The 24359-nt window shown below is 63.7% G+C and carries 29 protein-coding genes; 15 read left to right on the forward strand and 14 right to left on the reverse strand.

What is annotated here, in order from left to right:
* Window positions 1-27: 27 nt before the first annotated feature.
* From PO883_RS04020 to PO883_RS04040, 5 genes are all read left to right on the forward strand, one after another.
* Entirely contained in the window at window positions 28-1281 is a 1254-nt protein-coding gene (locus tag PO883_RS04020; RefSeq protein ID WP_289308584.1) for a DUF4382 domain-containing protein, read from the forward strand.
* A gap of 129 nt (window positions 1282-1410) precedes the next feature.
* On the forward strand, window positions 1411-2229 hold the full coding sequence (locus PO883_RS04025) for a ZIP family metal transporter (RefSeq protein ID WP_167091866.1): 819 nt from the start codon (window positions 1411-1413) through the stop codon (window positions 2227-2229).
* 220 nt (window positions 2230-2449) lie between these two features.
* Window positions 2450-2716 carry a beta/gamma crystallin-related protein gene (locus PO883_RS04030; protein ID WP_289308585.1) on the forward strand — a complete coding sequence of 89 codons (267 nt, stop codon included), beginning with the start codon at window positions 2450-2452 and terminating at the stop codon, window positions 2714-2716.
* Window positions 2717-2739: 23 nt separating this feature from the next.
* Entirely contained in the window at window positions 2740-3069 is a 330-nt protein-coding gene (locus PO883_RS04035; RefSeq protein ID WP_289308586.1) for a beta/gamma crystallin-related protein, read from the forward strand.
* 118 nt (window positions 3070-3187) lie between these two features.
* Window positions 3188-3973: a hypothetical protein gene (locus tag PO883_RS04040; protein WP_289308587.1), complete on the forward strand. Its 786-nt coding sequence runs from the start codon at window positions 3188-3190 to the stop codon at window positions 3971-3973.
* A 59-nt stretch (window positions 3974-4032) separates the two neighbouring features.
* Here the strand turns inward: PO883_RS04040 and PO883_RS04045 are convergent, their stop codons facing one another.
* From PO883_RS04045 to PO883_RS04055, 3 genes are read right to left on the reverse strand one after another with little or no spacing between them, the layout of a single operon-like run.
* Window positions 4033-4884, reverse strand: a complete 852-nt coding sequence (locus PO883_RS04045) for a sulfurtransferase (protein WP_289308588.1) — start codon at window positions 4882-4884, stop codon at window positions 4033-4035.
* Between the two features lie 8 nt (window positions 4885-4892).
* Window positions 4893-5816, reverse strand: a complete 924-nt coding sequence (locus PO883_RS04050; RefSeq protein ID WP_289308589.1) for a DMT family transporter — start codon at window positions 5814-5816, stop codon at window positions 4893-4895.
* 10 nt (window positions 5817-5826) lie between these two features.
* Window positions 5827-6927: an aromatic ring-hydroxylating dioxygenase subunit alpha gene (locus PO883_RS04055; protein WP_289308590.1), complete on the reverse strand. Its 1101-nt coding sequence runs from the start codon at window positions 6925-6927 to the stop codon at window positions 5827-5829.
* Between the two features lie 315 nt (window positions 6928-7242).
* On the opposite strand from PO883_RS04055, the gene PO883_RS04060 reads away from it, so the two are divergent.
* From PO883_RS04060 to PO883_RS04080, 5 genes are all read left to right on the forward strand, one after another.
* Window positions 7243-7503, forward strand: coding sequence for an exodeoxyribonuclease VII small subunit (locus PO883_RS04060; RefSeq protein ID WP_167091848.1), 261 nt, complete (start codon window positions 7243-7245; stop codon window positions 7501-7503).
* Window positions 7500-8390, forward strand: a complete 891-nt coding sequence (locus PO883_RS04065; RefSeq protein ID WP_289308591.1) for a polyprenyl synthetase family protein — start codon at window positions 7500-7502, stop codon at window positions 8388-8390. Before PO883_RS04060 ends, PO883_RS04065 begins: the two co-directional genes overlap by 4 nt.
* Window positions 8391-10259 (forward strand): 1-deoxy-D-xylulose-5-phosphate synthase, encoded by a 1869-nt coding sequence (gene dxs / locus PO883_RS04070; protein ID WP_289308592.1) that lies wholly within the window; start codon window positions 8391-8393, stop codon window positions 10257-10259.
* Between the two features lie 202 nt (window positions 10260-10461).
* Window positions 10462-11283, forward strand: coding sequence for an MBL fold metallo-hydrolase (locus PO883_RS04075; protein WP_289308593.1), 822 nt, complete (start codon window positions 10462-10464; stop codon window positions 11281-11283).
* 2 nt (window positions 11284-11285) lie between these two features.
* On the forward strand, window positions 11286-11678 hold the full coding sequence (locus PO883_RS04080; RefSeq protein ID WP_289308594.1) for a nuclear transport factor 2 family protein: 393 nt from the start codon (window positions 11286-11288) through the stop codon (window positions 11676-11678).
* Window positions 11679-11793: 115 nt separating this feature from the next.
* Here the strand turns inward: PO883_RS04080 and PO883_RS04085 are convergent, their stop codons facing one another.
* The 3 genes from PO883_RS04085 to PO883_RS04095 are packed head-to-tail and all read right to left on the reverse strand — an operon-like array spanning window position 11794 to window position 13649.
* Window positions 11794-12726, reverse strand: a complete 933-nt coding sequence (locus PO883_RS04085; protein WP_289308595.1) for a hypothetical protein — start codon at window positions 12724-12726, stop codon at window positions 11794-11796.
* Entirely contained in the window at window positions 12727-13089 is a 363-nt protein-coding gene (locus PO883_RS04090; protein WP_167091830.1) for a DUF5329 domain-containing protein, read from the reverse strand.
* A 5-nt stretch (window positions 13090-13094) separates the two neighbouring features.
* Window positions 13095-13649: a cob(I)yrinic acid a,c-diamide adenosyltransferase gene (locus PO883_RS04095; RefSeq protein WP_166892667.1), complete on the reverse strand. Its 555-nt coding sequence runs from the start codon at window positions 13647-13649 to the stop codon at window positions 13095-13097.
* Between the two features lie 73 nt (window positions 13650-13722).
* On the opposite strand from PO883_RS04095, the gene PO883_RS04100 reads away from it, so the two are divergent.
* From PO883_RS04100 to glcF, 3 genes are read left to right on the forward strand one after another with little or no spacing between them, the layout of a single operon-like run.
* The gene (locus PO883_RS04100) at window positions 13723-15204 is read left to right on the forward strand and encodes an FAD-linked oxidase C-terminal domain-containing protein (RefSeq protein ID WP_289308596.1); all 1482 of its coding nucleotides are present in this window, start codon (window positions 13723-13725) and stop codon (window positions 15202-15204) included.
* 1 nt (window position 15205) lies between these two features.
* The gene (gene glcE, locus PO883_RS04105) at window positions 15206-16273 is read left to right on the forward strand and encodes a glycolate oxidase subunit GlcE (RefSeq protein ID WP_289308597.1); all 1068 of its coding nucleotides are present in this window, start codon (window positions 15206-15208) and stop codon (window positions 16271-16273) included.
* On the forward strand, window positions 16273-17499 hold the full coding sequence (glcF, locus tag PO883_RS04110; RefSeq protein WP_289308598.1) for a glycolate oxidase subunit GlcF: 1227 nt from the start codon (window positions 16273-16275) through the stop codon (window positions 17497-17499). Before glcE ends, glcF begins: the two co-directional genes overlap by 1 nt.
* Window positions 17500-17501: 2 nt before the next feature.
* Here glcF and PO883_RS04115 read toward each other — a convergent pair whose 3' ends face one another.
* From PO883_RS04115 to PO883_RS04130, 4 genes are all read right to left on the reverse strand, one after another.
* Window positions 17502-17711 (reverse strand): hypothetical protein, encoded by a 210-nt coding sequence (locus PO883_RS04115; protein ID WP_167091819.1) that lies wholly within the window; start codon window positions 17709-17711, stop codon window positions 17502-17504.
* 236 nt (window positions 17712-17947) lie between these two features.
* The gene (locus PO883_RS04120) at window positions 17948-18433 is read right to left on the reverse strand and encodes a glutathione peroxidase (protein WP_289308599.1); all 486 of its coding nucleotides are present in this window, start codon (window positions 18431-18433) and stop codon (window positions 17948-17950) included.
* Entirely contained in the window at window positions 18430-19566 is a 1137-nt protein-coding gene (locus PO883_RS04125; RefSeq protein ID WP_289308600.1) for a PilT/PilU family type 4a pilus ATPase, read from the reverse strand. Before PO883_RS04125 ends, PO883_RS04120 begins: the two co-directional genes overlap by 4 nt.
* Window positions 19567-19582: 16 nt before the next feature.
* Window positions 19583-20626, reverse strand: coding sequence for a type IV pilus twitching motility protein PilT (locus PO883_RS04130; RefSeq protein ID WP_054266383.1), 1044 nt, complete (start codon window positions 20624-20626; stop codon window positions 19583-19585).
* 91 nt (window positions 20627-20717) lie between these two features.
* Here PO883_RS04130 and PO883_RS04135 point away from each other — a divergent pair, with 91 nt between their 5' ends.
* Window positions 20718-21419 carry a YggS family pyridoxal phosphate-dependent enzyme gene (locus tag PO883_RS04135; protein WP_289308601.1) on the forward strand — a complete coding sequence of 234 codons (702 nt, stop codon included), beginning with the start codon at window positions 20718-20720 and terminating at the stop codon, window positions 21417-21419.
* A 23-nt stretch (window positions 21420-21442) separates the two neighbouring features.
* Window positions 21443-22258, forward strand: coding sequence for a pyrroline-5-carboxylate reductase (gene proC, locus PO883_RS04140; protein ID WP_289308602.1), 816 nt, complete (start codon window positions 21443-21445; stop codon window positions 22256-22258).
* 119 nt (window positions 22259-22377) lie between these two features.
* Here proC and PO883_RS04145 read toward each other — a convergent pair whose 3' ends face one another.
* The 4 genes from PO883_RS04145 to ubiA form a co-directional block, all read right to left on the reverse strand.
* Window positions 22378-22680, reverse strand: a complete 303-nt coding sequence (locus PO883_RS04145) for a hypothetical protein (protein WP_289308603.1) — start codon at window positions 22678-22680, stop codon at window positions 22378-22380.
* Window positions 22673-23050: a phage holin family protein gene (locus tag PO883_RS04150; protein ID WP_289308604.1), complete on the reverse strand. Its 378-nt coding sequence runs from the start codon at window positions 23048-23050 to the stop codon at window positions 22673-22675. The genes PO883_RS04145 and PO883_RS04150 overlap by 8 nt, the downstream gene beginning before the upstream one ends.
* A 5-nt stretch (window positions 23051-23055) precedes the next feature.
* Window positions 23056-23376, reverse strand: a complete 321-nt coding sequence (locus PO883_RS04155; protein ID WP_167088397.1) for a YqjD family protein — start codon at window positions 23374-23376, stop codon at window positions 23056-23058.
* Window positions 23377-23483: 107 nt separating this feature from the next.
* Complete coding sequence (gene ubiA, locus PO883_RS04160; protein ID WP_289308605.1) at window positions 23484-24338, reverse strand: 4-hydroxybenzoate octaprenyltransferase; 855 nt, start codon at window positions 24336-24338, stop codon at window positions 23484-23486.
* Between the last annotated feature and the right edge of the window lie 21 nt (window positions 24339-24359).

A 24359-nucleotide genomic window follows, 5' to 3' on the forward strand; every position in this document is an offset into this window, starting at 1 on the left:
TATAAATACCTACTGAAAGAGGGAACGATGAAGAGCACATTTATCCGCCTTGGCACGGCAAGCACCGTATTGGCCGCCCTGGCGCTGACTGCCTGCGGCGGCGGCGGCGGCAATCCCGGCGCCAACCGCACCAACGGCAACGGCAACGGTAACGGCACGCCGCCGCCCATCGGCGGCACGACCGGCACCCTGAACGTGTCCCTGACCGATGCGCCGGCCTGCGGCTTCGATGCGGTCAACGTCACCATCAGCAAGGTGCGCGTGCACAAGAGCGCAGCCGCGGTCGATACCGACGGCGGCTGGTCCGATGTGGTGCTGGCGTCGCCGCGCAAGATCAATCTGCTCGACCTGACCAATGGCAAGCTCGATGCGCTCGGTTCGACCGAGGTGCCGGCCGGCCGCTACAGCCAGGTGCGCCTGGTGCTCGATCCGAACACCGGCAGCGGTTTCGCCAACACCGTCACGCCGACCGCCACCAAGTCTGAAACGACCTTGGAAACCCCGTCCGCCATCCAGTCGGGCGTGAAGATCATCAGCGATTTCGAGGTCGTGGCCGGCCAGCCTTATGGCCTGGTGCTCGATTTCGACGCCTGCCGCTCGGTCGTCACCAAGGCTGCCGGCGGCTACCTGCTGTCGCCGGTCGTGACCGTCGTGCCGGGCACGGCCAACGGCATCACCGGCTTTATCAGCCCGGTCTTCGCGCGCGATGGCGTGGTGGTGAGCGCCCAGCAAAACGGCAGCGTGGTCAGCAGCGTGGTGGCCGATCCGTCCAGTGGCGCGTTTGCGCTCAGCCGCCTGGTCCCGGGCGCCTACGACATCGTCATCGTCGGCAGTGGCCGCGCGGCGGCCGTGATCGGCGGTGTGCCTGTGGCCAGCACCACCGGTACCATCGCCATCAGCACGGCGGCCGCGCCGATCAGCATGCCGGTCAGCCTGACCCGCACCATCAGCGGCACGGTCACCTTGCTGCCGGCGAAAGCGACCGTGACGCCGTTTGTCAAGGTGATGCAGACAGTGTCTGCGGGCAAAACCGTGGTGATCCAGGCGCGCGATGCCGGCGCCGGCGGCGCGTATTCGATTAGCGCCCTGCCAGTCGTCGCGCCGCAGTACGCCAATTATGGTGCATCCCTGCCGCTGACCTTCGGCCCGATCACGCCAGTCCAGGGCCTGGGCGGGTATCGCGTCGACGCGCTCGCTACCGGTTACGTCAGCAAAACGGTGGCCGTGGTCGATGTGTCGGCTGGCGACAAGGCCAACGTCAACCTGCAACTGGTGCCGTAAGGCGCCGGCCATCGCGCCCTGCGGCCCCCTATACGGGCGCTGCGGGGTGCGATGGCGCCTGCGCTAGCGGCGCGCCCGGTTTGGTCCCGATGGCACCGAACTGGGCGGCCGGCGGCCCGGAGCGGTACAATGCCCGGCTTGCGATTGTCGCAAGACCGTTCAAGAGGCTTCAAAATCGATTCGACCCTCATTTCCATCCTGCTGGCAACGACCATCGGGGGTGTGCTCAGCATTTCCGCCGCTGCCGTGTTTTCGTTCGCCCTGCTGTCGAAAATGGTCGAGCGCATGGTCAGCCTGTCGGTCGGGATCATGCTGTCGACCTCGCTCCTGCATGCCTTGCCGGAAGCGTTCGAGTCGGGCGCCGATGCGCGCAGCCTGTTCGCCACCTTGCTGGCCGGATTGCTTGCATTTTTCATGCTGGAAAAGTTCGCCATTCTGCGCCATTCGCACCATCATGAAGGCGATGGTCATCATCATGCACACGGCCACGACAAGCGCGAAGCAGGCAAGGCTGGCTGGATGATCTTGCTGGGCGACGGCATGCACAATTTTACCGATGGCATCCTGATCGCCGCGGCCTTCCTGGCCAATCCGGAACTGGGCATCGTCACCGGGCTGGCCATCATCGCCCATGAAATCCCGCAGGAAATCGGCGACTTCATCGTCTTGCTCAATGCCGGCTTTTCGCGCACGCGCGCCTATCTGTTCAACCTGCTGTGCAGCCTGATGGCCGTGGCCGGCGGTTTGCTCGGCTATTTCACCCTGGACCGCGCCAGCGGACTGATTCCGTACGTGCTGGTATTTGCTTCCTCGGGCTTCCTGTACATTGCCGTCAGCGATCTGATGCCGCAGATGCAACGCCGCGCCACTGTGCGCGAATCCGTTCCGCAAGTATTGCTGATCGGCGTGGGCGTGCTGATCGTGCTGTTTCTCACGCGCGGACGCTAGGCATCGCAGCGGCAATTTTGCCGCCCGCGATTGAAATTCTTCCGGTCCGGCTATCTAATTTCCCCATGTTATACACCAGGCGCGGTAATGCGCCTGCCTTTAGTCCCGCTCAAGTCCGCGCTATTGCCCGGCTCGCCAGCGTCTTTTATGCTGAAGGCTGAAGTAGCAAGCCGGTGAAGCGAGACCACCTTTTTGCCTCGCAGCCAGTTTGGGAGGATATATGGCTGAAATCGTCCTGTTTGAACATGCTAATTATCACGGTGCGCATAAACATTTATTCGGTTCGGAAACGAATCTGAATGCCCCCGACGATAATTTTTTCAACGATCGCATTTCTTCGTTTGTGGTGCTGTCGGGCCGCTGGCAGTTCTACCGCGATAGCAATTTCCATGGGCCGGCGTCGCAGGTATTCGGACCGGGCCGTTATAACTGGGTCGAAGCGGTGAACGTGCCGAACGATTCCATTTCGTCGGTCCGCCTGCTGTAAGCCGGACTGTCCGATGGAGCGGCATGCGCCCCGGCGTGACATGGGCCGCGCCTGCCGCCTGTAACCGGGTAAGGAGGATATATCCTGAAGCCGTGCTATATCAGCATATCAATTTTCGGGGCCGCGAGAAACGTCTGTATGGGGCGGAGCCGAACTTGAATGCCCCAGACGACAATTTTTTCAATGATAAAATATCGTCGTTCGTCGTCGTATCGGGACGCTGGAAGTTTTACCGCGACAGCAATTATCGCGGACCGGCATCGCGCGTATTCGGACCGGGCCGCTATTCCTGGGTCGAAGCGGTAAATATTCCGAATGATTCCATCTCGTCCGTGCGACTGATGGCGGCCTGAGCTGGGCTGCAAGCGATGACAAGCGCCATGCCGGAGTAGCCGGTGCGCTTGTCATCAAGCTGTCATGAAAGTATGCGAGGCTATGCTCATTACAAAAACAAAAAAGGAGAAGACGACCATGCTCAGCACCGTAGTGAATCACCTCAACACCTATCGCGCCGCCCGGGTCACGCATCAATCACCGTACCGCGCCGAAATGGCCGATCTCCCCGCGACGCTGTATCCCTTCTGGAAGCGCACCGCGCAGCACGAATTCAAAGGCATCCCGCAGGATGCCTTTTTTTTCGCCCGCGCCGCCGAAGGCTTGATGGCGTTTTTCGACTGCGTACGCCACAGCAGCATGAGGTGCGGCTTGCCCTCGATGGCGGCCGATTCGGTGTGGCACGCCTGGATGCGCCTCTCGCCCACCGGCCTGAACGCGTTTTGCCGCAAGCATTTCGGTCGCGTCATCCCGCACGTGGAAGCGCTCGATATGGGGGACGGCATGGCGCGCGCGTTGGCGGCCTGCCTGGTGCACGCGCGCAGGATCGAGCGCATGCCGGTGGCCGGGCCCAACTTGCCGCGCCTGTTCGCACTGGACCGCGTGCTGGCCATGCCGGCTGGTCGCGGCTACCTGTTGTTCAACGGTGAGGTGGCTTCGCTCGCGCTCGACGCGCGCGGACGCGCCATCGGCGTGCCGGCGTATGTCCACAGCCTGTCGCCGGCGCTGTTGCTGGCCGCCGGCTTGATCAGTGATGACGAGTACCGCCGCCACGCGCGCAAGACCGGCACGCCCGCTGAAACCGGGGGAGGGCGCGGCAGCAGCGACAGCCAGGCGATCTGCGTCGGCGACGCCTGCGAGGGCGCGAGCGACGCCGGGGGCGACTCCGGCTGCGGAGGCGGCTGCGGCGGAGGCGGCGACTGATCCGCGCGGCGCTGGCGACCGATGCTGCGCGTTAGCGCAGGAGCGCGCCGCCCGGTGCTTTACGTTCCGGTGGCTACCGGGCGTGCCGGATCGGCGCACCACTCGCTCCACGAGCCCGGGTACAGCGCGGCGCCCGGCAGCCCGGCTACTTCCAGCGCCAGCAGGTTGTGGCAGGCGGTCACGCCCGAGCCGCACTGCATGATGGCGTCAGGCGGATTGCCCACCAGTGGCGCCAGTTCGGCCTTGAGCTGGGCCGCATCCTTGAAGCGCCCGTCCGGTGCCAGGTTATCCTTGAAGAAGCGGTTTTTCGCGCCCGGAATATGGCCGCCGACCGGATCGATGGTCTCGTTCTCGCCGCGAAAGCGGTCAGCCGCGCGGGCGTCGAGCACCACCCGTTTGCCGCCGCCGATGTTATCGAGTACGTCGGCCGCCGAGACGGTCGTTACCAGCGCCGCGCGTTCGGTGATGGCGCCGCTGCGCGGCGACTGCGGGGCCGTCGACAGCGCCAGTCCGGCCGCCTGCCATGCGGCCAGGCCGCCATCGAGCACCGCCACCGCCGGATGGCCGACCCAGCGCAGCATCCACCACAGGCGCGCCGCGAACATGCCGCCGTGCGCGTCGTAGGCCACCACCTGGCTGTCGTCGTCGATGCCCCAGTTGCGCAGGGTGGCGACCAGGTCGGCGCGCACCGGCAGCGGGTGACGTCCCCGGAACACGCCGTCGGCGCCGCGCTTGGCGCCCGACAGCGCGGTTTCGATATCGGCAAACAGGGCGTGCGGCAAATGGCCGGCGGCGTAGGCCTCGCGTCCGGCGGCCAGGTTCATCAGGTCATGGCGGCAGTCGACGATAACCCAGGCCGGGTTGTCGATATGGCCGGCCAGGTCGGCTGCGGAGATCAGTGTCGTGTACATGGGCGTCCTTAAAGTTCGCTTGCGATGGGATCGGTCTTGCTGACGGCGGCGCCGCGCGGCGTGCTTTGTGTATTGTAAAACGTTGCGGCGATGCCCGACACAAGAATCACCGCCATCCCGAGCCACACGTACCAGCTGAAGCGGTCGCCCCACAGCAGCATGCCCCACAGGCTGGAAAAGACGATGCCGGTGTACTGCAGGTTGGCCACCACCAGCACCTTGCCGGTGCGCCAGGCGCGCGTGAGCGCCATCTGGGCGAACACGCCGGAAGCGCCGATGAACAGCAGCAGGGCCGCGCCGCGCGCCGAGTGCGCGTGCCAGGCGGCGCTGTCGGGCGAGCCGCCGGGCAGCAGGCCGCCGGCCAGGCCGGCGGCGATGTTCAGCGCCAAAAAGTAGAACACCACCCGGTATTCGGGTTCGCCGGCGCGGCTAAGGCGCCGCACCATGGTGTAGGCGATGGCCGCCAGCATGCCGGACAACAGCGCCATGAGCGCGCCGAACCACTGCTGCGCCTCGAAGGCCGGGCGCAGCGCCAGGATCACGCCGCCGAAACTCACGCCAATGGCCAGCAGCAGGGGCGGGGCGACGCGCTCCTTGCCGCGCCACCAGGCGAAGCCGATCAGCGCGACCGCAGTCCAGATGGGCGACATGTAATTGAGGGTGACGGCGGTGGCCAGCGGCAGCTTGGTGGCCGCGTAAAACCACATCCACAGGGAGACGACGCCGATGGCGCCGCGGCCGATATGCCCGGCCAGGTGCTCGGTGCGCAGCTTGCCGCCCTGGTGGCGGATGAAAAAGTACAGGAGGATGATGCCGACCAGGCCGCGATAGAACACGATTTCGGCCACCGAATACTCGCCCGAGGCCAGCTTCACGGCCGCGCCCATGAGCGAGAACAGGAAGCTCGCTACCAGGATCCAGAGCGCGGCCATCGGTCGGCGCCTACAGCGCCAGGTTACTGCGGTACCACTCGTGGAAGTGCTGCATGCCGTCTTCCATCGGTGACTGGTACGGTCCCACTTCGCTGACGCCGCGCGCCATCAGGATGCGGCGCCCGGCGTCCATGCGCAGGGCGATTTCATCGTCTTCGATGCAGGTCTCGAAGTAGGCGGCGCGTTCGGCCTCGATGAAGTCGCGCTCGAACAGCACGATCTCTTCGGGGTAGTAGAACTCGACCACGTTGCGCGTCTTTTGCGGGCCGTCCGGCCACAGGGTCGAGACGATCAGCACGTGCGGATACCACTCGACCATGATGTTCGGGTACAGCGTGAACCAGACCGCGCCTTTTTCGGGCGGCACGCCGCCACGGAACTTGAGCACCTGTTCCTGCCAGCGCTGGTAGATGGGCGAACCGGCCTTGCCCAGGCCGCGGTTCACGCCGACCGTCTGCACGCTGTAATCGCGCCCGAACTCCCAGCGCAGGTCGTCGCAGCTGACAAAGCCACCCAGGCCCGCGTGGAACGGCTCGACGTGGTAATCCTCCAGGTAGACTTCGATGAAGGTCTTCCAGTTGTAATGACAGGTCTGCACCTCGACATGGTCGAACATATAGCCCGAAAAATCGAAATCCCTGGTCACCGACAGGCCCGCCAGTTTGTCCATGACGTTGTAGCCGTTCTGCTCGAACAGCAGCCCGTTCCACTCCTGGAGCGGGGTCTTGGACAGGTTCAGGCACGGCGTTTCCGGGAAGTGCGGCGCACCGATCAGCTCACCCTTGAGGTCATAGGTCCAGCGGTGCAGCGGGCAGACGATATTGTTCGCATTGCCGCGTCCATTGAACATCAGCGCCTGGCGGTGGCGGCACACATTGGACAGGACCTCGATCCCGTTTGCGTTGCGCACCAGCATGCGGCCCTCATTCTCGGAAGCGAGCGTGGCAAAGTCTCCCGTTTCGGGCACCATCAGCGTATGCCCGACATAGCGTGGGCCATGCTGGAACAATTGCTGCATTTCGCGCTGTAACAGCGCTTCATCAAAGTAAGCATCTACCGGAAGCTGCGCGCATGAGCGCGCCAGCTTGGCGTGGGTAGCCAGATCGGACATCCCAACCCCCCTTTTTATATGTGCATCAGCCAAAGAAGAGAAAGAATCCAAAGACCAGTATTTTTAGCGACGGAATACGGTATTTCGGACAGAACCGGCGATTATAGCGTGGAACGAGCCCTGCCGTCTCGGTCCGGCGCGCGAATGTGGTGTGGGCGGGTGTAAATGTTGAGGGAAAAACATGGTTTTCATCGATCCAGCCTCAATACGATAAAATGCCGAATCGCCACCCGTTAGGATGGATTGTTCTAGAATAAGCGATTAGACTGGCGCGCCGCGCACAAGTTGCATGCTGCGGACTCACATAAAGTAACTATGGCAAAGAAATTATCAGTGGAAAGCGCGGCGGCGCCGGAATCGTTCGAACAGGCCATGGCCGAACTGGCCCAGCTGGTGACCCAGATGGAAGCTGGCCAGTTGCCGCTCGAAGCGTCGGTCGCGGCGTACGCGCGCGGTTCGGAGCTGGTGCGCTATTGCGCGGCGCAGCTTGAAAAAGTCGAGTCCCAGGTCAAGGTACTCGAAGGCGACATGCTCAAGCCCTTCGCGGCCGACGGCGCCGGCGAGGGCATGCAATGAGCGGCGCTTTCGACGACTGGATGAAAACCGTGCAGGCCGGCGTTGAAGAGGCGCTGGGCGCCTTGCTGCCGGCCGCCGACGCGGTGCCGCACAAGCTGCACGAAGCGATGCGCTATACGGTGCTCGGCGGCGGCAAGCGGGTACGCCCGCTGCTGGTGTTCGCGGCCGGTGCGCTGTCCGGCGCCGCAACGCGCGCGCTGGAGCGCGCCGCCGCCGCGGTCGAAATGATCCACGCCTACTCGCTGGTGCACGACGACATGCCCTGCATGGACGACGACGCGCTGCGGCGCGGCAAACCGACTGTGCACGTGGCCTACGACGAAGCGACCGCGCTGCTGGTGGGCGACGCGCTGCAATCGCAAGCCTTTTTGGTGCTGTCGGAAGACCTGGACATGCCGCCGGCGCGCCAGGTCGCGATGCTGCGCCTGCTCGCGCACGCGGCCGGGTCAAGCGGCATGTGCGGCGGCCAGGCCATCGATCTTGACAGCGTCGGCATCAGCCTCACGCTCGAACAGCTCGAACAGATGCACCAGCTCAAAACCGGCGCCTTGCTGCGCGCTTCGGTGGTGCTGGGCGCGCTGGCCGGCGGCGATGTGAGCGACGCGCAGATGGCCGCGCTCGACGCCTACGCCAAAGCGATCGGGCTGGCCTTCCAGGTGGTCGACGACGTGCTCGATGCGACCGCCGATTCGGCCACCCTCGGCAAGACCGCGGGCAAGGATGCGGCGGCCAACAAGCCGACCTATGTATCGATTTTGGGCCTGGAACCATCCAGGGTCTTGGCAGAAAAATTGCGGAACGATGCGCATGACGCGCTCGCGCCGTTTGGTGACAAAGCAGATCGGCTGCGCCAGTTGGCGGACCTGATCGTGCAGCGGAAAGCGTAAATGAACTTGCTAGAGACAATCAACGAACCGGCCGAACTGCGCAAGCTGGCGCGCGCCCAACTGACGCCCCTGGCGCACGAGTTGCGCCATTTCCTGCTCGATTCCGTGTCCAAGACCGGCGGCCACCTCTCGTCCAACCTGGGCACGGTGGAGCTGACGATTGCGCTGCACTATGTGTTCAACACGCCGCACGACCGCATCGTGTGGGATGTGGGCCACCAGACCTATTCGCACAAGATCCTCACCGGCCGGCGCGACCAGATGCACAGCCTGCGCCAGTTGAACGGCATTTCGGGCTTCCCGCGCCGCGACGAAAGCGAATACGACACGTTCGGCACGGCGCACTCGTCGACCTCGATTTCGGCCGCGCTGGGCATGGCGCAGGCGGCCAAGATCAAGGGCGAGCATCGCCACGCGATCGCGGTCATCGGCGACGGCTCCATGACCGCCGGGATGGCCTTCGAGGCACTGAACAACGCCGGGGTACAGGAAGACATCAACCTGCTGGTCGTATTGAACGACAACGACATGTCGATTTCGCCGCCGGTGGGCGCGCTCAATCGCTACCTGGCGCGCCTGATGTCGGGGCAGTTCTACGCGGCCGCCAAGAACGTCGGCAAGTCGGTGCTGCCCGGTCCCGTGCTGGAACTGGCCAAGCGTTTCGAGGAACACGCAAAGGGCATGGTGGTCCCGGCCACGATGTTCGAGGAATTCGGCTTCAACTACATCGGCCCGATCGACGGCCATGACCTGGACTCCTTGATTCCTACCCTGGAAAACATCAAGAAGCTCAAGGGTCCGCAATTCCTGCACGTGGTGACCAAAAAGGGGCAGGGCTACAAGCTGGCCGAAGCCGATCCGGTGCTGTACCACGGGCCGGGCAAGTTCAACCCGACCGAAGGCATCCTGCCGGCCAAGGCGGGCAAGACCACTTACACGGAAGTGTTCGGCAACTGGCTGTGCGACATGGCCGCCTTTGATAAGCGCCTGGTCGGCATTACGCCGGCCATGCGCGAAGGCTCGGGCATGGTGCGCTTTGAAGAGCAGTTCCCGGACCGCTATTTCGATGTCGGCATCGCCGAGCAGCATTCGGTGACCTTCGCCGGCGGCCTGGCGACCGAAGGCTTGAAACCCGTAGTGGCGATCTACTCCACCTTTTTGCAGCGCGCCTACGACCAGCTGATTCACGACGTGGCGCTGCAAAACCTGGACGTGCTGTTCGCGCTCGACCGCGCGGGCCTGGTCGGTGCCGATGGCGCCACCCATGCCGGCAACTACGATATTGCCTACCTGCGCTGCATTCCGAACATGGTCGTCATGGCCGCCTCGGACGAAAACGAATGCCGCCAGATGCTCAGCACCGGTTACCAGTACAAGGGGCCGGCGGCGGTGCGTTATCCGCGCGGCGCCGGCATTGGCGCGGTCATCGAGAAGGAACTGACGACGCTCCCGATCGGCAAGGGCGAAATCAGGCGCCAGGGCGCCAGCGTGGCGATCCTGGCTTTCGGCTCGATGGTGGCGCGCAGCGTGGTGGCTGGCGAGGAATTGAACGCGACGGTGGCCAATATGCGCTTCATCAAGCCGCTCGACGTGGAGTTGGTCAAGCAACTGGCGCAGGACCACGACTACCTGGTGACGGTGGAAGAGGGCGCGGTCATGGGCGGCGCCGGTTCCGCCGTGGCCGAAGCGCTGGCGGCCGAAGGCATCCAGAAGCCGCTGCTGATTCTCGGCCTGCCCGACAAGTTCATCGACCATGGCGACCCGGCGGCCCTGCTGGCCAGCGTTGGGCTCGACGCCAAGGGCATCGCCGCGTCGATCCGCCAGCGCTTCGGTGCAGCGGAGCCGCGCCTGGTGGTCAATAACACCTGATACGAGGTTCGCGCGAAACGCTGCGCGACGCCCGCTCAAGTACCAACGCCAGCCTTCGGGTTGGCGTTGTTGTTTGGGCGAGTTGATCGTTCGCCGTATTTGTCCGATCCAAGAAACAATCTGTTTCATTCGCGGCTATATATCCAGCAAGTCAAACGGTCTACTCTTCTCTCACGCAATTCAATTTTTGACGAGAGACGATATGACAAGCACTACCAAGCTGACATGGAAACACTTCCCCGCAGGCCAGAACGGTTTCTTCCGCGCGCCGGTGCTGCTGGAAGGACCGACTGAAGCGCTGCTGATCGATGGCGGCTTCACGCTCTCCGACGGCAAGGCCGTGGCCGACGCCATCGCCGCCGGTGGCAAGCCGCTCAAGAGCGTCTACGTCAGCCAGAGCGACCCGGATTACTATTTCAGCCTGGGCGCAGTGCGCGCCGCTTATCCCGAGGTGCCGGTGCTTGCCGCGCATGCCACGGTAGCGGCGATCCACGCCAACGTTCAAAAGAAGCTCGATGTCTGGGGCCCGCAACTGAAGGCCAACGGCCCGCAAACGCTGGCCGATGTCGTGCTGCCAGCCGCATCGGATGCGTCCACCATGAGCCTCGACGGCGAAACCATCGAGATCGTGAATGCCGAAGGGATGAGCAACCGGCGCTACCTGTGGGTGCCTTCGCTCGAAGCCATCTTCGGTGGGGTGCTGGTGTTCTCCGGCGTGCACGTGTGGGTGGCCGATACCGCCACGCCCGAACTGCGCGCCGCCTGGGTGAACAACCTGGACGCGATGGCCGCCCGCCAGCCGCGCATCGTGGTACCGGGGCATGGAACGGTCGATGCGCCAGCCGATGCATCGGCCATCGCCTACACGCGCGACTACCTGCTCGCGTTCGAGGAAGAAGCGGCCAAGGCGGCCGACAGCGCCGCGCTGATCGCCGCCATGAAGCAGCGCTACCCTGACGCCGGCATGGAAGTGGCCCTCACCACCGGCGCCAAGGTGGTGCTCGGCGAAATGAAGTGGGCTTGATCGTGAGTCCGAATCTGGAGATGCTGCGTTCGACCTACGAAGGCCAGTCGAGCGAGAATGCAACGCGCCTGCTGGACTTGCTCACGGCCGATGCCGAATGGGTTGAAGCGGATGGTTTTCCGTACGCCGGCACCTTCCGCGGTCCCGACGCCATCGTGGCCAATGTGTTCAAGCGGCTTGCCACCGAGTGGATCGGCTACCGCGCCGAGGCGCATAGCTACCTTGAACAGGGCGACCAGATCGTGGCGTTCGGCTTTTACTCGGGCACCTGCAAGGAAACCGGGCGCGCCATGCGGGCCGCCTTTGCCCATCACTACACTTTCAGGGATGGCAAGATCGCGCGCATGGTGCAGTACGTCGACAGTCACACGGTGCGCCTGGCGATGCAAGCCTGATGCACGCCTGCGCGGGCGACGGAGATCCTGGTTTTCTCGGACGGCAAAGTCGTGGAAGAGGGAAGCCACAAAGATCTGCTGGCGCACACAGGCGGGTATTTCACCCTTGATCGCCCTAAGCCAAGTCGATATCGATAATGGACGGCAGCGCTTCGAGCGCGAGATAATCGACTTGCGCGATTGACTCGCGCCAGTCGTCCAGGTGCAGCGCCAGCAAGGGCCGCAATGCTTCCGTGAACGCGCACCGGTTCTCCCCGGTGATGAATGGCGCTCCCAGCCTGGCGTCGAGCAAATACGTTTCCGACCATGTCGCTTGCGGCGCTTGGCTTCCCAGATCGGCGGGGAAGGCGCTTCCCGCATCCCATATCTGCCGGGTCTGGCCGAGCCACAACAGTATCTGCGCGCGCCAATGCGGATCGCCGATCGCAAAAATCGAATCTACCCAAGCCTTGATGTCACGCGGATGGAGATACTTCAGGCAGAAAAACAGCGATGCCGACAGCTCGCTGCAGACATCCCACCACCCCCACGTCTCATGAGGACTGGCGGGCGGGCCATTGAACAGATGGTCGAGGATCAGCCGGCCGTCGCGCCAGCGCGACGGTCCCATGAAGACCTGTCCCAGTGTCTGCAACACCTCGTCATAGGTCCAATCGTGGATGCGGACCGGGTAATGGATAAAGAATGCCGTCGCCAGCATCTCGATGGTCTCACGCTCCGACGGCGCTTGTTTTATCGCGATCAGCCGGGGGAGCAGGTAAGCGAACCAGTCATCCCATTCGTCCATATGGCCGAAGCTTGATGTCCCGCTGGCGATTTCCCACAGTGCCTCCGTGATCTGGCTATCGGAGAGCTGGTCGACGGCCGTGGTACGGAGATAGCCGAACATCTTGCGGTCGTCACCCATGAACCACGCTTCGCCCATGAGCACCGATGGCATGGGCGCCGCCTGTTGCATGCGCGCGAGCGCTTGCGGGTCAGGTCCGGTGCCGGGCTGCCACGTCAAGCCCGGGCCAGGCGCCGGCTCGCGCTTGGCGCGCTTGCCCACTTACTTGCGCACCCGTGCCAGTTCGGCCTTGAGCCAGTCGGCGCTGTTGACCACCGCCGTGCCGGGACAGCGCATCTGGTACGGGGCGCCGCTCATGCTGCTGCCGGTCGCGCCACGCTCGATGAAGCTTTCGGTAGTGGTCAACAGCTTCTTGTTGTCGAGATAGTCGTACTTCTTTTGCAGGTGGGCGCGCGCCGCCTTCGCATCGTGCCAGGTGCCGTTGCGGCTGAACTGGCACTGCGACTTTTCGACCGTGTCGAGCAGGCGCGTGACTTCGGTGCGGGTGACGTCGGGCGTGGCGGCGAACGCGCCGCCGGTGCTGCACAGGGCAGCGCTCAATGCGGCGATCAGTATCTTTTTCATGGAGCTTATCCTCGCTTGCGCTCGTGCTGCCACAGCACGTCGCTGCCGCCGGCGAAGCGGTTCAACACGCGCGAAAGCACGAACATCAGGTCCGACAGACGGTTCACATACTGGCGCGGGTGCTCGTTGATGGTCTCGGTTTTTCCGAGCGTGACGATGCTGCGCTCCGCGCGCCGGCACACTGTGCGGCACACGTGCGCAATCGACGCCGCGCGCGAGCCGGCCGGCAGGATGAAGTCCTTCAGCGGCGGCAGGTCGGCATTGTATTTTTCGAGCAGGTCGTCCAGCCGCGCCACATGCTCGTCGGTGATCAAGGTGTAGCCGGGGATGCAGATCTCGCCACCCAGGTCGAACAGGTCGTGCTGGATCGAGACCAGTTCCTCGCGCAGCTCGGCCGGCATGTCTTCGCACAGCAGCAGGCCGACGAAGGAATTGAGTTCGTCGACTTCGCCCAGGGTGTGCACGCGCACGCTGTCTTTTTCGGTGCGGCTGCCGTCACCCAAGCCCGTGGTGCCATTGTCGCCGGTGCGGGTGGCGATTTTAGAAAGTCGGTTGCCCATGATTGTTTTCCGGTAGCTGAATCATAATCAGGCAGGATACGACAAAAGCGGCGATAACGCATACAATCGATGCATGTCCGCCTCCCTTCCCATCGATCCCGAACGCAGGCAGCAGGTCGCCCAGGCGCTGCTGGCGGTGCTGCCGGCGCGCTGCGTGCTGTCCGACCCCGAAGACACCCGCCCCTACGAGTGCGACGGCCTGGCCGCCTATCGCCAGCTGCCGATGATCGTCACCCTGCCCGACGACGAAGAGCAGGTGCTGGCCATCCTCAACGTGTGCCGTGAACTGAAGGTGCCGATCGTGCCGCGCGGCGCCGGCACCGGCTTGTCGGGCGGGGCGTTGCCGATTGCCGACGGCGTGGTGCTGTCGACTGCGCGCATGAACCGCATCGTGCGCACGGAACCCTACGCGCGGCTGGCGGTGGTGCAGCCGGGCGTGCGCAACCTGGCCATTTCCGACGCGGCCGCGCCGCATGGCCTGTACTACGCGCCCGATCCGTCCTCGCAGATCGCCTGCACCATCGCCGGCAACGTGGCCGAAAATTCGGGCGGCGTGCATTGCCTCAAATACGGACTCACCGTGCATAACGTGCTGCGCGTGCGCGTTGCCACCATCGATGGCGACATCATCGAACTTGGCGGCGAGGCGCTCGATGCACCGGGCCTGGACCTGCTGGCCGTGTTCATCGGTTCCGAAGGCATGCTGGGCATCGTCACGGAAGTCACGGTCAGGCTCATTCCCAAGCCGGCCACCGCGCGCGTGATCATGGCCTCGTTCGACAGCGTCGTCACCGGCGGCAATGCGGTGGCCAGCGTGATCGCCGCCGGCATCATCCCGGCCGGGCTGGAGATGATGGACCAGACTTCCTCGCGCATGGTCGAACCGTTCGTCCATGCCGGCTACGACACCGACGCCGCAGCGATCCTGCTGTGCGAAGCCGATGGCACCCAGCTTGAAGTGGATGAAGAAATCGAACGCATGTCGGCGGTGCTGCAGGCTACCGGCGCGAGCGCCATCGCCGTGTCGCAGAGCGAGGCCGAACGCCTGCGTTTCTGGTCGGGCCGCAAGAACGCCTTTCCGGCGGCGGGCCGCATCTCGCCCGACTACTACTGCATGGATGGCACCATCCCGCGCAAGAACCTGGCGCAGGTGCTGACCGGGATTGCGCAGATGGAAGCGACCTACGGCCTGCGCTGCGCCAACGTGTTTCACGCCGGCGACGGCAACCTGCATCCGCTGATCCTGTTCGACGCCAACCAGCCGGGCGAATTCGACCGCGCCGAAGCCTTCGGGGCGGCCATCCTGGCGCTGTGCGTCGAAGTGGGCGGCACCATCACCGGCGAGCATGGCGTGGGCATGGAAAAGATCAATTCGATGTGCGTGCAGTTCACGCGCGCCGAACTCGATGCCTTTTTCGCCGTCAAGCGCGCCTTCGACGCGCCGCACCTGCTCAATCCCGACAAGGCCATCCCCACGCTGAACCGCTGCGCCGAATTCGGCAAGATGCGCGTCAGCGGCGGCGTGCTGCCCTTCGCCGGGTTGGCGCGTTTCTGACATGGGAGACAATTTGCAGCAGATCGAACATTTCAGGGAACAGATACTGGCGGCGGCAAGGGATGGCCGCACCCTGCGCATTCGCGGTGGCGGCAGCAAGGATTGGTACGGCCAGGCCACCGATGGCGATATCCTCGACACGCGCGGTTTCAGCGGCATTGTCGACTACGAGCCGACGGAACTGGTCATCACCGCGCGCTGCGGCACGCCGCTGGCCGAGATCGAGGCGGCGCTGGCAGAACACAAGCAAATGCTGGCGTTCGAGCCGCCGCACTTCGGCGCCGGCGCCACCATCGGCGGCGTGGTCGCCAGCGGCCTGTCCGGCCCGCGCCGCGCCAGCAGCGGCGCGCTGCGCGACTTCGTGCTCGGCGCGGTCCTCATGGACGGCAAGGGCGAGGTGCTCACCTTCGGCGGCCAGGTCATGAAGAACGTGGCCGGCTACGACGTATCGCGCCTGCTGGCCGGTTCCATGGGTACGCTGGGGCTGATGCTGCAGCATTCCATCAAGGTGCTGCCACGTCCGTTGTGCGACACCACCTTGCGCTTTGCGATGGATGAAATCGACGCGTTGCGGCACCTGAACGAATGGGCCGGCCTGCCGCTGCCGATATCGGCCAGTTGCTGGCATGCCGGCGTGCTCACTGTGCGCCTGTCGGGCGCGCAGGCGGCCGTCGTTGCCGCCGCGCGCACGCTGGGCGGGCAGCCGGTCGATGACGGCGATGCCTTCTGGGCGGCGCTGCGCGAGCAGCGGCATGCGTTTTTCGATGGCGAGGGCAGCCTGTGGCGGCTGTCGGTGCCGTCGACCACGGGCGCCATCATCCTGCGCGGCGCGCAGCTGATCGAGTGGGGCGGCGCGCAGCGCTGGCTCAAGGTCGATGCCGACGCGGCGATGGCGCAAAATATACGGCGCGCGGTGACGGCGGTGGGCGGCCACGCGACCCTGTTCCGGGGCGGCGACAAGGGCGTAGGCGTGTTCCAGCCGCTGGCGCCAGGCGTCGCCAGGATTCATCAACGCCTGAAGGCGGCCTTCGATCCGTCGCAGGTTTTCAATCCCGGACGGATGTACTAATGCAAACCAATCTCGCCGATTTCATCAAGGGCACGCCCGATGGCGACGAAGCCGAAGCGATCCTGCGCGCCTGCGTGCATTGCGGCTTCTGCACCGCCACCTGTCCCACTTACCAGCTGCTGGGTGATGAACTCGACGGCCCGCGCGGGCGCATCTACCTGATCAAGCAGGTGCTCGAAGGTGCGCCGGTCACCGCCAAGACCCAGACCCACCTGGACCGCTGCCTGACGTGCCGCAACTGCGAGACGACGTGTCCGTCGGGCGTGCGCTACGGACGATTGGCCGACATCGGCCGCAGGGTGGTCGAAGAACGCGTCCAGCGGCCGCTCGGTGAACGCATCAAGCGCGCGGTGCTCAAGGAAGCGCTGCCGCGCGCGTGGATTTTCCGGCCGGCGTTCAAGGCCGGCCAGCTGGTCCGGCCGCTGCTCTCGCCGGCACTGCAAGACAAGCTGCCCAAGACGCGCAGTGCCGGCCACTGGCCGGCGCGGGAACATGCGCGCAAGATGCTGGTGCTGCAAGGCTGCGTGCAAAGCACGATGGCGCCCGATATCAACGCCGCCACCGCACGGGTGCTCGATGCCTTTGGCGTGCAGTTGCTGGCCGCACCCAAGGCCGGCTGCTGCGGCGCGCTGCGCTACCATCTGAACGACCAGGAAGGCGGCCTTGATGACATGCGCCGCAATATTGACGCCTGGTGGCCGCTGGTCGAGCGTGGGCAAATCGAGGCGATCGTGATGACGGCGTCGGGTTGCGGCGTCACGGTCAAGGAATACGGACACCTGCTGGCGCACGACAGCGCCTACGCCGCCAAGGCTGCGCGCATTGCGATGCTGACGCGCGACCTGAGCGAGATCATGCCGCAGTTCGAGGCTGAACTGGTAGCGAAGCTGAAGGGGAAAGTGGCGAAGCGGGTGGCGTTTCATCCGCCTTGCACCCTGCAGCACGGACAGCAGATCCGCGGCAAGGTGGAAGGGGTATTGCGTGCTGCCGGCGTCGATGTGACGCTGTGTGCAGACAGCCATCTGTGCTGCGGTTCGGCCGGTACCTATTCGGTGCTGCAGCCTGCGCTGGCGACTGAATTACGGGATCGCAAGCTGGCCAGTTTGCAGGCCACCAACCCGGAGCTGATTGTGTCGGCCAATATCGGCTGCCAGACACACCTTCAATCAGGCACGCAGACGCCTGTCGCGCACTGGATCGAGTTGATCGACCAGGCGCTGGCCTGAGATTACGCGGCCTGCTTTGCTTTTTCTGCTGCGGAGAGGCGCTTGCCGGTGACGACGATGGTCGTCATGTCGGTGTCGGCCTTGGCGGCGGCAGCCGGCGAGGTCGGTGCGGCGCTGCGGGCGCGCGGTGCTTCAGCCGAGGCCATGGCGGTGACGAAGGTCAGTGCGACTGCGGCGATGAGGACGGCTTCCATGTTCTTCACGATGTTCATATCGATCCTTGTTTAATGTGTCTTGTTGGTATGTACACATTATGCGGCATCGCAGCATATAACTCCAATTTCAAATTCGAATGCTTGTCATTCATTTTTTGAATGATGTAAGCACATTATTTGATGAAGGATATTTGTTTTGTGAATGTAGGAGCCCTCGTCATTCCTGTGCGGGAACGACGGTGGAGGATGACGGTGGGATGCGGATGAAGCGGGTACTGCGTGACAAGCAGTGTCTATTCGGTGAGCAGCTTTTCGATATCTGCCACCAGCTCTTCCGGCTTGGTGAGCGGCGCGTAGCGCTTGTACACGCTGCCGTCTTTCCCGATCAGGAACTTGGTGAAGTTCCACTTGATCCGCTCGGTACCCAGCAATCCGGGCGCCGCTTTTTTTAAGTGCTGGAACAGCGGATGCGCGTTATCGCCATTGACATCGATCTTGGCAAACAGCGGAAACGTGACGCCGTAGTTCTTCTCGCAGAACGCGCCGATCTCGCTCTCGCTGCCGGGCTCCTGTCCGCGGAACTGATTGCACGGAAATCCCAGCACCGCCACGCCCTTGTTCCTGAACTGCTGGTACACGATTTCAAGGCCCTTGTACTGCGGCGTAAAGCCGCACGCGCTGGCCGTGTTCACGACCAGCACAACCTGGCCCTTGTACATGGCCAGGTCCACCGGCGTGCCCGAAATATCGGCCGCCTTGAAATCGAGCGCGCCCGTCACACGATACCCAGATGCTCGGTGCCGTGCGAGAGATCGCGGTTCTTGGCTTCCTTGCCGTTCAACTTGATGTTCAGGCGCAGGTCATTGACCGAGTCGGCGTTGCGCAGCGCGTCTTCGTAGGTGATCTTGTCGGCTTCGTGCAGGTCGAACAGCGCCTGGTCGAAGGTCTGCATGCCCAGTTCGCGCGACTTCTTCATGATCTCCTTGATCTCGTGCACATCGCCCTTGAAGATCAGGTCCGAAATGAGCGGGGAGTTGAGCATGATTTCAATCGCCACGCAGCGGCCCTTGGATTCCTTCATCGGAATCAGGCGCTGCGACACCATGCCCTTCAAGTTCAGCGACAAGTCCATCAGCAACTGCTGGCGGCGCTCTTCGGGGAAGAAGTTGATGATGCGGTCGAGCGCCTGGTTGGCGCTGTTGGCGTGCAGGGTGGCCATGCACAGGTGACCGGTTTCGGCGAAGGCAATCGCGTGTTCCATCGTTTCGCGGTCGCGGATCTCGCCGATCTGGATCACGTCCGGCGCCTGGCGCAGCGAGTTTTTCAGCGCCACTTCAAACGACTCGGTGTCGACGCCCACTTCGCGCTGCGTGATCACGCAGTTCTTGTGCGGGTGAACGTATTCGACCGGGTCTTCGATCGTGATGATATGCCCGTAGCTGTTTTCGTTGCGGTGCCCGACCATGGCCGCCAGCGTCGTCGATTTACCCGAACCGGTCGCACCGACCATGATCACCAGGCCACGCTTGGTCATCACGATGTCTTTCAGGACATCCGGCAGGCCCAGGTCGTCGAGGCGCGGAATGGCCGTGGTAATGGTACGCAGGACCATGCCGACAGAACTCATCTGGATGAAGGCCGAGACCCGGAAGCGTCCCAGGTCGCCCGGGCTGATCGCGAAGTTCGCTTCCTTGGTCAGCTCGAAGCCGGCGGTCTGCTTGTCGTTCATGATCGCGCGCGCCAGGTCGGCGGTGTGCGATGGTGTGAGCGGCTGGGCCGACACCGGGGTGATCTTGCCGTCGATCTTGATCGCCGGCGGAAAACCGGCGGTGATGAACAAGTCCGAGCCGTTCTTGCTGGTCATCAGACGCAGCAGATCGAACATGAATTTTGAGGCCTGGTCGCGTTCCATTAAATATTCCTAAAAATTAGCCGGGGAAGTTTTCCGGCGTTTTGGCGGCCGAACGCGCAGCAGCGCCGGAGATGACGTTGCGGCGAACCAGGTCGGTCAGGTTCTGGTCCAGCGTTTGCATGCCGACCGAGCTGCCGGTCTGGATCGCGGAGTACATCTGCGCGATCTTCGCTTCGCGAATCAGGTTGCGGATCGCCGGCGTGCCGATCATGATTTCGTGCGCGGCGATACGGCCGGAACCATCTTTCGTCTTGAGCAGGGTCTGCGAAATGACGGCCTGCAGCGATTCGGACAACATCGCGCGGACCATTTCTTTTTCTTCGGACGGGAACACGTCGACGATACGGTCGATGGTTTTTGCGGCCGAGGAGGTGTGCAGCGTGCCGAACACAAGGTGGCCCGTTTCCGCGGCCGACAGGGCCAGGCGGATGGTTTCCAGGTCGCGCAGCTCGCCCACCAGAATACAGTCCGGATCTTCGCGCAGCGCCGAGCGCAGCGCGTTGTTGAACGACAGCGTGTGCGGGCCGACTTCGCGCTGGTTGATCAGGCACTTCTTCGAGTCGTGCACGAATTCGATCGGGTCTTCGATGGTCAGGATGTGGCCATACTCGTTTTCATTGAGGTGGTTGACCATCGCCGCCAGGGTGGTCGACTTGCCCGAACCGGTCGGGCCGGTGACCAGCACCAGGCCGCGCGGGCGCATCGCCAGTTCGGCGAAAATGCGCGGGGCGTTGAGGTCTTCCAGGCTCAGGATTTTTGAAGGAATGGTCCGCAGTACTGCCGACGCGCCGCGCTCCTGATTGAAGGCGTTGACGCGGAAGCGCGCCAGGCCCGGAATCGCAAACGAGAAATCGCATTCGAGCATTTCTTCGTACTGCTTGCGCTGGCCGTCATTCATGATGTCATAGATCATGCCGTGCACATCCTTGTGCTCCAGCGGCGGCAGATTGATGCGGCGAACGTCGCCGTGCACGCGTATCATCGGCGGCAAGCCGGATGAGAGGTGCAAATCGGATGCCTTGTTCTTGACGGAGAATGCGAGTAATTCGGAGATGTCCATTTATAATCCCTGTGCCGTGATTGGGCGCGTGCCGATGGTATGCGCATTTCGCAACGACCGACCTGCATTGAATTGCCCGCCGAAAATGATTATGTCCACAATCGTCCAGAACTTGCAAGCTGTCGATGCGAGTATTGTTGCTGCGGCCGACGCCGCAGGCCGCTCCCGGAACGACGTGCAATTGCTCGCCGTTTCCAAGACTTTTCCTGCCGAGGCCGTACTGGAAGCCGCTGCCGCCGGGCAGTATGCGTTCGGAGAGAATTACTTGCAAGAAGCATTGGATAAAATTGCCGCGGTTTCGCACGCGCTGCCGGCCGCGCCAATGGAATGGCACTTCATCGGCCCCATACAGAGCAACAAGACGCGCCCCATCGCGGCCGGCTTCGCGTGGGTGCATACCGTCGAACGGCTCAAGATAGCGCAGCGTTTATCGGAACAACGCCCGCCGCAACTGGGGCCCTTGAATGTCTGTCTACAAGTTAACATCAGTGGTGAAGCTAGCAAGAGTGGTGTCACTCCGGAAGCATTACCCGAATTGGCCCGCGCAGTGGCGCAACTGCCACACTTGCGCCTGCGCGGGCTGATGGCGATCCCGGAAGCGCAGGCCCAGGTTGACCGGCAGCGCGTCGCGTTTCGCCAGTTGCGGGTGCTGTACGAGCGGCTGCGCGCGGGCGGGTTGGCGCTCGATACGCTGTCGATGGGCATGTCGGCCGACCTGGGCGCGGCGATCGCGGAAGGTGCGACCATCGTGCGGGTCGGCAGTGCGATCTTCGGATCGCGGCACTACGAATAAAGACAATACTAATAAGGGTGGCTATGAAAATTGCGTTTATCGGTGGTGGGAACATGGCGTCGGCGCTGATCGCCGGCCTGGCGGGCAAGCTGGCCGCGGGGGCGGATATTCACGTGGTCGATCCGAATGCCGATGCGCTGGCGCGGCTCAAGGCGCAGCATGGCGTGAGCACCAGCGGCGCGATCGATGGCGCGCTGGCCGCGTGCGATGCGATCGTGCTGGCGGTTAAACCGCAGCAGATGCGTGACGTGGCGGCGGCGCTGCTGCCGCAGTTGACCGGCGCGCCGCTGATCCTGTCGATTGCGGCGGGTATCCGGGCGGCGGATTTGTCGCGCTGGCTCGGTGGCTACGGCGCGATTGTGCGGACCATGCCGAATACGCCGGCACTGATCGGGCTTGGCATCACCGGCATGGTGGCCACGGCGGGCGTGAGCGCGGCGCAGAAGGCGGCGGCGGACGGCATCATGAAGGCCGTCGGCCAGACCGTGTGGCTCGATGGCGAGGACATGATCGATCCGGTGACGGCGGTGTCGGGCAGCGGGCCGGCGTATGTGTTTTATTTTATCGAGGCGATGCAGCAGGCGGCCGAGGAGATGGGCTTGTCGGCGCAGCAGGGCAAGCAACTGGCGCTGGCCACATTCACCGGCGCGGCGCAACTGGCGGCGCAGTCGGATGACGCGGTGTCGGTGCTCAGGGAGCGTGTGACGTCGAAGGGCGGCACGACCTATGCGGCCTTGTGCAGCATGGAGGACAGTGGCGTGAAGGAGAAGGTGGTTGCCGCGATCAAGGCGGCTGCGGCGCGGGGCAGGGAGTTGGGGGATGAGTTGGGGGCGGGCTGACTGCCCGTCGTTCGCGACACTTCCATCGTCGTTCCCCCATCGTCGTTCCCGCGCCAAGGCGGCACTCGGCGGGAACGACGGGGTAGCGGGAACGACGGGTTAGCGAGGAACGACGGACGCTAGCTGTGTTTTTTACGCACTATCCCCATCACACTGCGCGCCGCCTTGATCAGCGACAGGCCAATGGTCAGCATCGGCAACACCTTGCCCGATTTGGCCACCACCAGTCCGATCACGGTACTGGCAATCCCCAGCGGCAGCTTCATCGCGCCGCCGCCAAACAGTTTGCCGATCCCGCCCGCCGGATGACGCAAGGGCGTCATCAGCGCGCCAATTTCGCGCGCCGCATCGCGCCGCTGCATCGAACACTGCACAATCAGCGCCTCGCGCCGTTCGGCCAGCGACAGTTTGTCGTTACTCATCGGCGTGCCCCGCATTCCTGATGAAATTGACGTCCTTGTTCAGTTCAGCCACGGTCGCTCCCAGCAGACGCGGACGCGCGTCGAAACTGCGCTTGACCCGCATCGCAATCACGCCGCCGGCGACGCCAAACAGCGCCGCCATGCCGCCAATGGCTTCGAGCCGGTAGCTATCCCAGAAAATCACCACCACCAGCAGCACCAGCAATAACGCGGCGATGCCGAACAGGATCAGCGACGCCAGCGCAAGCACGACATACCCAAGAAAGCGTTGCAGCTCCTCCTGCACCTCGACCGCGGCCAGTTCCAGCCGCGTTTGCACCATGGCGACCAGGGTCGCCCCGATCCGCCCCACCGATTCGGCGATCGCCATGCGCCTTACCTGCGCGAAATCAGCATGCCGATGATGCAGCCGGCGGCAGCGCCGATCCCGACCGCTTTCCACGGGTTTTCCTGCACGTACTCGTCAGTCGCCTTGGCCGCGACCTTGGTTTTTTGAACCACCGCTTCTTCCAGGCGAATCAGGTCCGCCTTGGCGCTCGTCAGGGTGCGCTCGAACTTGGCCTTGGCCGCTTGCAGTTCTTCGCCGGTCAGCTGGCTGCCGTGGCGCAGCCACTGTTCGGCATCCTGGATCACGGATTTCAGGTCGTTCACCAACTGGTCGCGCGCGCCTGGTTTGGTTGGGATGGATTCGATCATGTTTTGTTACCTCGTAAGTGAATTGATAGGAAAGCCCAGCGGTCCGAGCGCGTCGATGTCGAACTTGCGCGCTAGCAATATTGACTTTCCGTGTTATCGGAACAACATCAGCTGAAAGCGTAGTCTAACGCCACCCCGGCAAAAAGGGCCGCACCCAACCAATTGTTGTGGCGAAAAGCTGCAAAACAAGCCATGCGCTCGCGCCCACGGATCAAAGTGTAGTGATAAAGCGCCACTGCGGCGGCCACGGCGACACCGCCGACGAACCAGGCGCGCAAGCCTTCGAGCCAGCCGCACACCAGGATGATGGCCAGCGCGGCCCCATAGCACAGCATGACGGCGGCCACGTCGAAGCGTCCGAAGGTGATGGCCGAGGTGCGGATACCGATCCGGATGTCGTCGTCGCGGTCGACCATGGCGTATTCGGTGTCGTAGGCCACAGCCCAGAACACATTAGCCAGCAGCAGCCACCAGGCCACGGCCGGCACCTGGTCCTGCACGGCGGCAAAGCCCATCGGGATGCCGAAGCCGAAGGCGATGCCCAGGTAGGCCTGGGGAATGGCGAAAAAGCGCTTGAAGTAGGGATAGCTGCCGGCGATGATGACGGCCGCCACCGAGAGCTGCTTGGTCAGGGCGTTGAGCGGCAGGATCAGCAGGAAGGACATGATGGACAGGGTGGCGGCGACGGCCAGCGCTTCCCAGCTCTTGATGCGCCCGCTGGTGAGGGGGCGTTCGGCGGTGCGCTTGACGTGCTTGTCGAAGTCGCGGTCGGCGTAATCGTTGATGGCGCAGCCGGCCGAGCGCATCAGGATGGTGCCTAAGGTGAAGATGACGACGATGACGGGGTCGGGCGTGCCGCGCGCGGCGAGCCACAGGGCGATCAAGGTGGGCCAGAGCAGCAGCAGGATGCCGATCGGCTTGTCCAGCCGGATCAGGCGGAAGTACAGCGACAACTTGTTCATGGTCGGATCGCTGGCGCGACT

Origin of the sequence: Massilia sp. DJPM01 (assembly GCF_030348125.1) — a bacterium.
Classification (GTDB): domain Bacteria; phylum Pseudomonadota; class Gammaproteobacteria; order Burkholderiales; family Burkholderiaceae_D; genus Telluria_A; species Telluria_A frigida.

Coding starts and splice junctions, on each gene's coding strand:
- PO883_RS04040 (WP_289308587.1), top strand. CDS start 3,188: ATGCTCAGCACCGTAGTGAATCACCTCAACACCTATCGCGCCGCCCGG.
- PO883_RS04055 (WP_289308590.1), bottom strand. CDS start 6,927: ATGTCCGATCTGGCTACCCACGCCAAGCTGGCGCGCTCATGCGCGCAG.
- PO883_RS04035 (WP_289308586.1), top strand. CDS start 2,740: ATGCGCCCCGGCGTGACATGGGCCGCGCCTGCCGCCTGTAACCGGGTA.
- glcF (WP_289308598.1), top strand. CDS start 16,273: ATGCAAACCAATCTCGCCGATTTCATCAAGGGCACGCCCGATGGCGAC.
- PO883_RS04100 (WP_289308596.1), top strand. CDS start 13,723: ATGTCCGCCTCCCTTCCCATCGATCCCGAACGCAGGCAGCAGGTCGCC.
- PO883_RS04125 (WP_289308600.1), bottom strand. CDS start 19,566: ATGGAACGCGACCAGGCCTCAAAATTCATGTTCGATCTGCTGCGTCTG.
- dxs (WP_289308592.1), top strand. CDS start 8,391: ATGAACTTGCTAGAGACAATCAACGAACCGGCCGAACTGCGCAAGCTG.
- ubiA (WP_289308605.1), bottom strand. CDS start 24,338: ATGAACAAGTTGTCGCTGTACTTCCGCCTGATCCGGCTGGACAAGCCG.
- PO883_RS04025 (WP_167091866.1), top strand. CDS start 1,411: ATGCCCGGCTTGCGATTGTCGCAAGACCGTTCAAGAGGCTTCAAAATC.
- PO883_RS04075 (WP_289308593.1), top strand. CDS start 10,462: ATGACAAGCACTACCAAGCTGACATGGAAACACTTCCCCGCAGGCCAG.
- PO883_RS04065 (WP_289308591.1), top strand. CDS start 7,500: ATGAGCGGCGCTTTCGACGACTGGATGAAAACCGTGCAGGCCGGCGTT.
- PO883_RS04150 (WP_289308604.1), bottom strand. CDS start 23,050: ATGGCGATCGCCGAATCGGTGGGGCGGATCGGGGCGACCCTGGTCGCC.
- PO883_RS04060 (WP_167091848.1), top strand. CDS start 7,243: ATGGCAAAGAAATTATCAGTGGAAAGCGCGGCGGCGCCGGAATCGTTC.
- PO883_RS04095 (WP_166892667.1), bottom strand. CDS start 13,649: ATGGGCAACCGACTTTCTAAAATCGCCACCCGCACCGGCGACAATGGC.
- proC (WP_289308602.1), top strand. CDS start 21,443: ATGAAAATTGCGTTTATCGGTGGTGGGAACATGGCGTCGGCGCTGATC.
- PO883_RS04145 (WP_289308603.1), bottom strand. CDS start 22,680: ATGAGTAACGACAAACTGTCGCTGGCCGAACGGCGCGAGGCGCTGATT.
- PO883_RS04135 (WP_289308601.1), top strand. CDS start 20,718: ATGTCCACAATCGTCCAGAACTTGCAAGCTGTCGATGCGAGTATTGTT.
- PO883_RS04155 (WP_167088397.1), bottom strand. CDS start 23,376: ATGATCGAATCCATCCCAACCAAACCAGGCGCGCGCGACCAGTTGGTG.
- PO883_RS04045 (WP_289308588.1), bottom strand. CDS start 4,884: ATGTACACGACACTGATCTCCGCAGCCGACCTGGCCGGCCATATCGAC.
- PO883_RS04020 (WP_289308584.1), top strand. CDS start 28: ATGAAGAGCACATTTATCCGCCTTGGCACGGCAAGCACCGTATTGGCC.
- PO883_RS04090 (WP_167091830.1), bottom strand. CDS start 13,089: ATGAAAAAGATACTGATCGCCGCATTGAGCGCTGCCCTGTGCAGCACC.
- PO883_RS04050 (WP_289308589.1), bottom strand. CDS start 5,816: ATGGCCGCGCTCTGGATCCTGGTAGCGAGCTTCCTGTTCTCGCTCATG.
- PO883_RS04115 (WP_167091819.1), bottom strand. CDS start 17,711: ATGAACATCGTGAAGAACATGGAAGCCGTCCTCATCGCCGCAGTCGCA.
- PO883_RS04030 (WP_289308585.1), top strand. CDS start 2,450: ATGGCTGAAATCGTCCTGTTTGAACATGCTAATTATCACGGTGCGCAT.
- PO883_RS04130 (WP_054266383.1), bottom strand. CDS start 20,626: ATGGACATCTCCGAATTACTCGCATTCTCCGTCAAGAACAAGGCATCC.
- glcE (WP_289308597.1), top strand. CDS start 15,206: ATGGGAGACAATTTGCAGCAGATCGAACATTTCAGGGAACAGATACTG.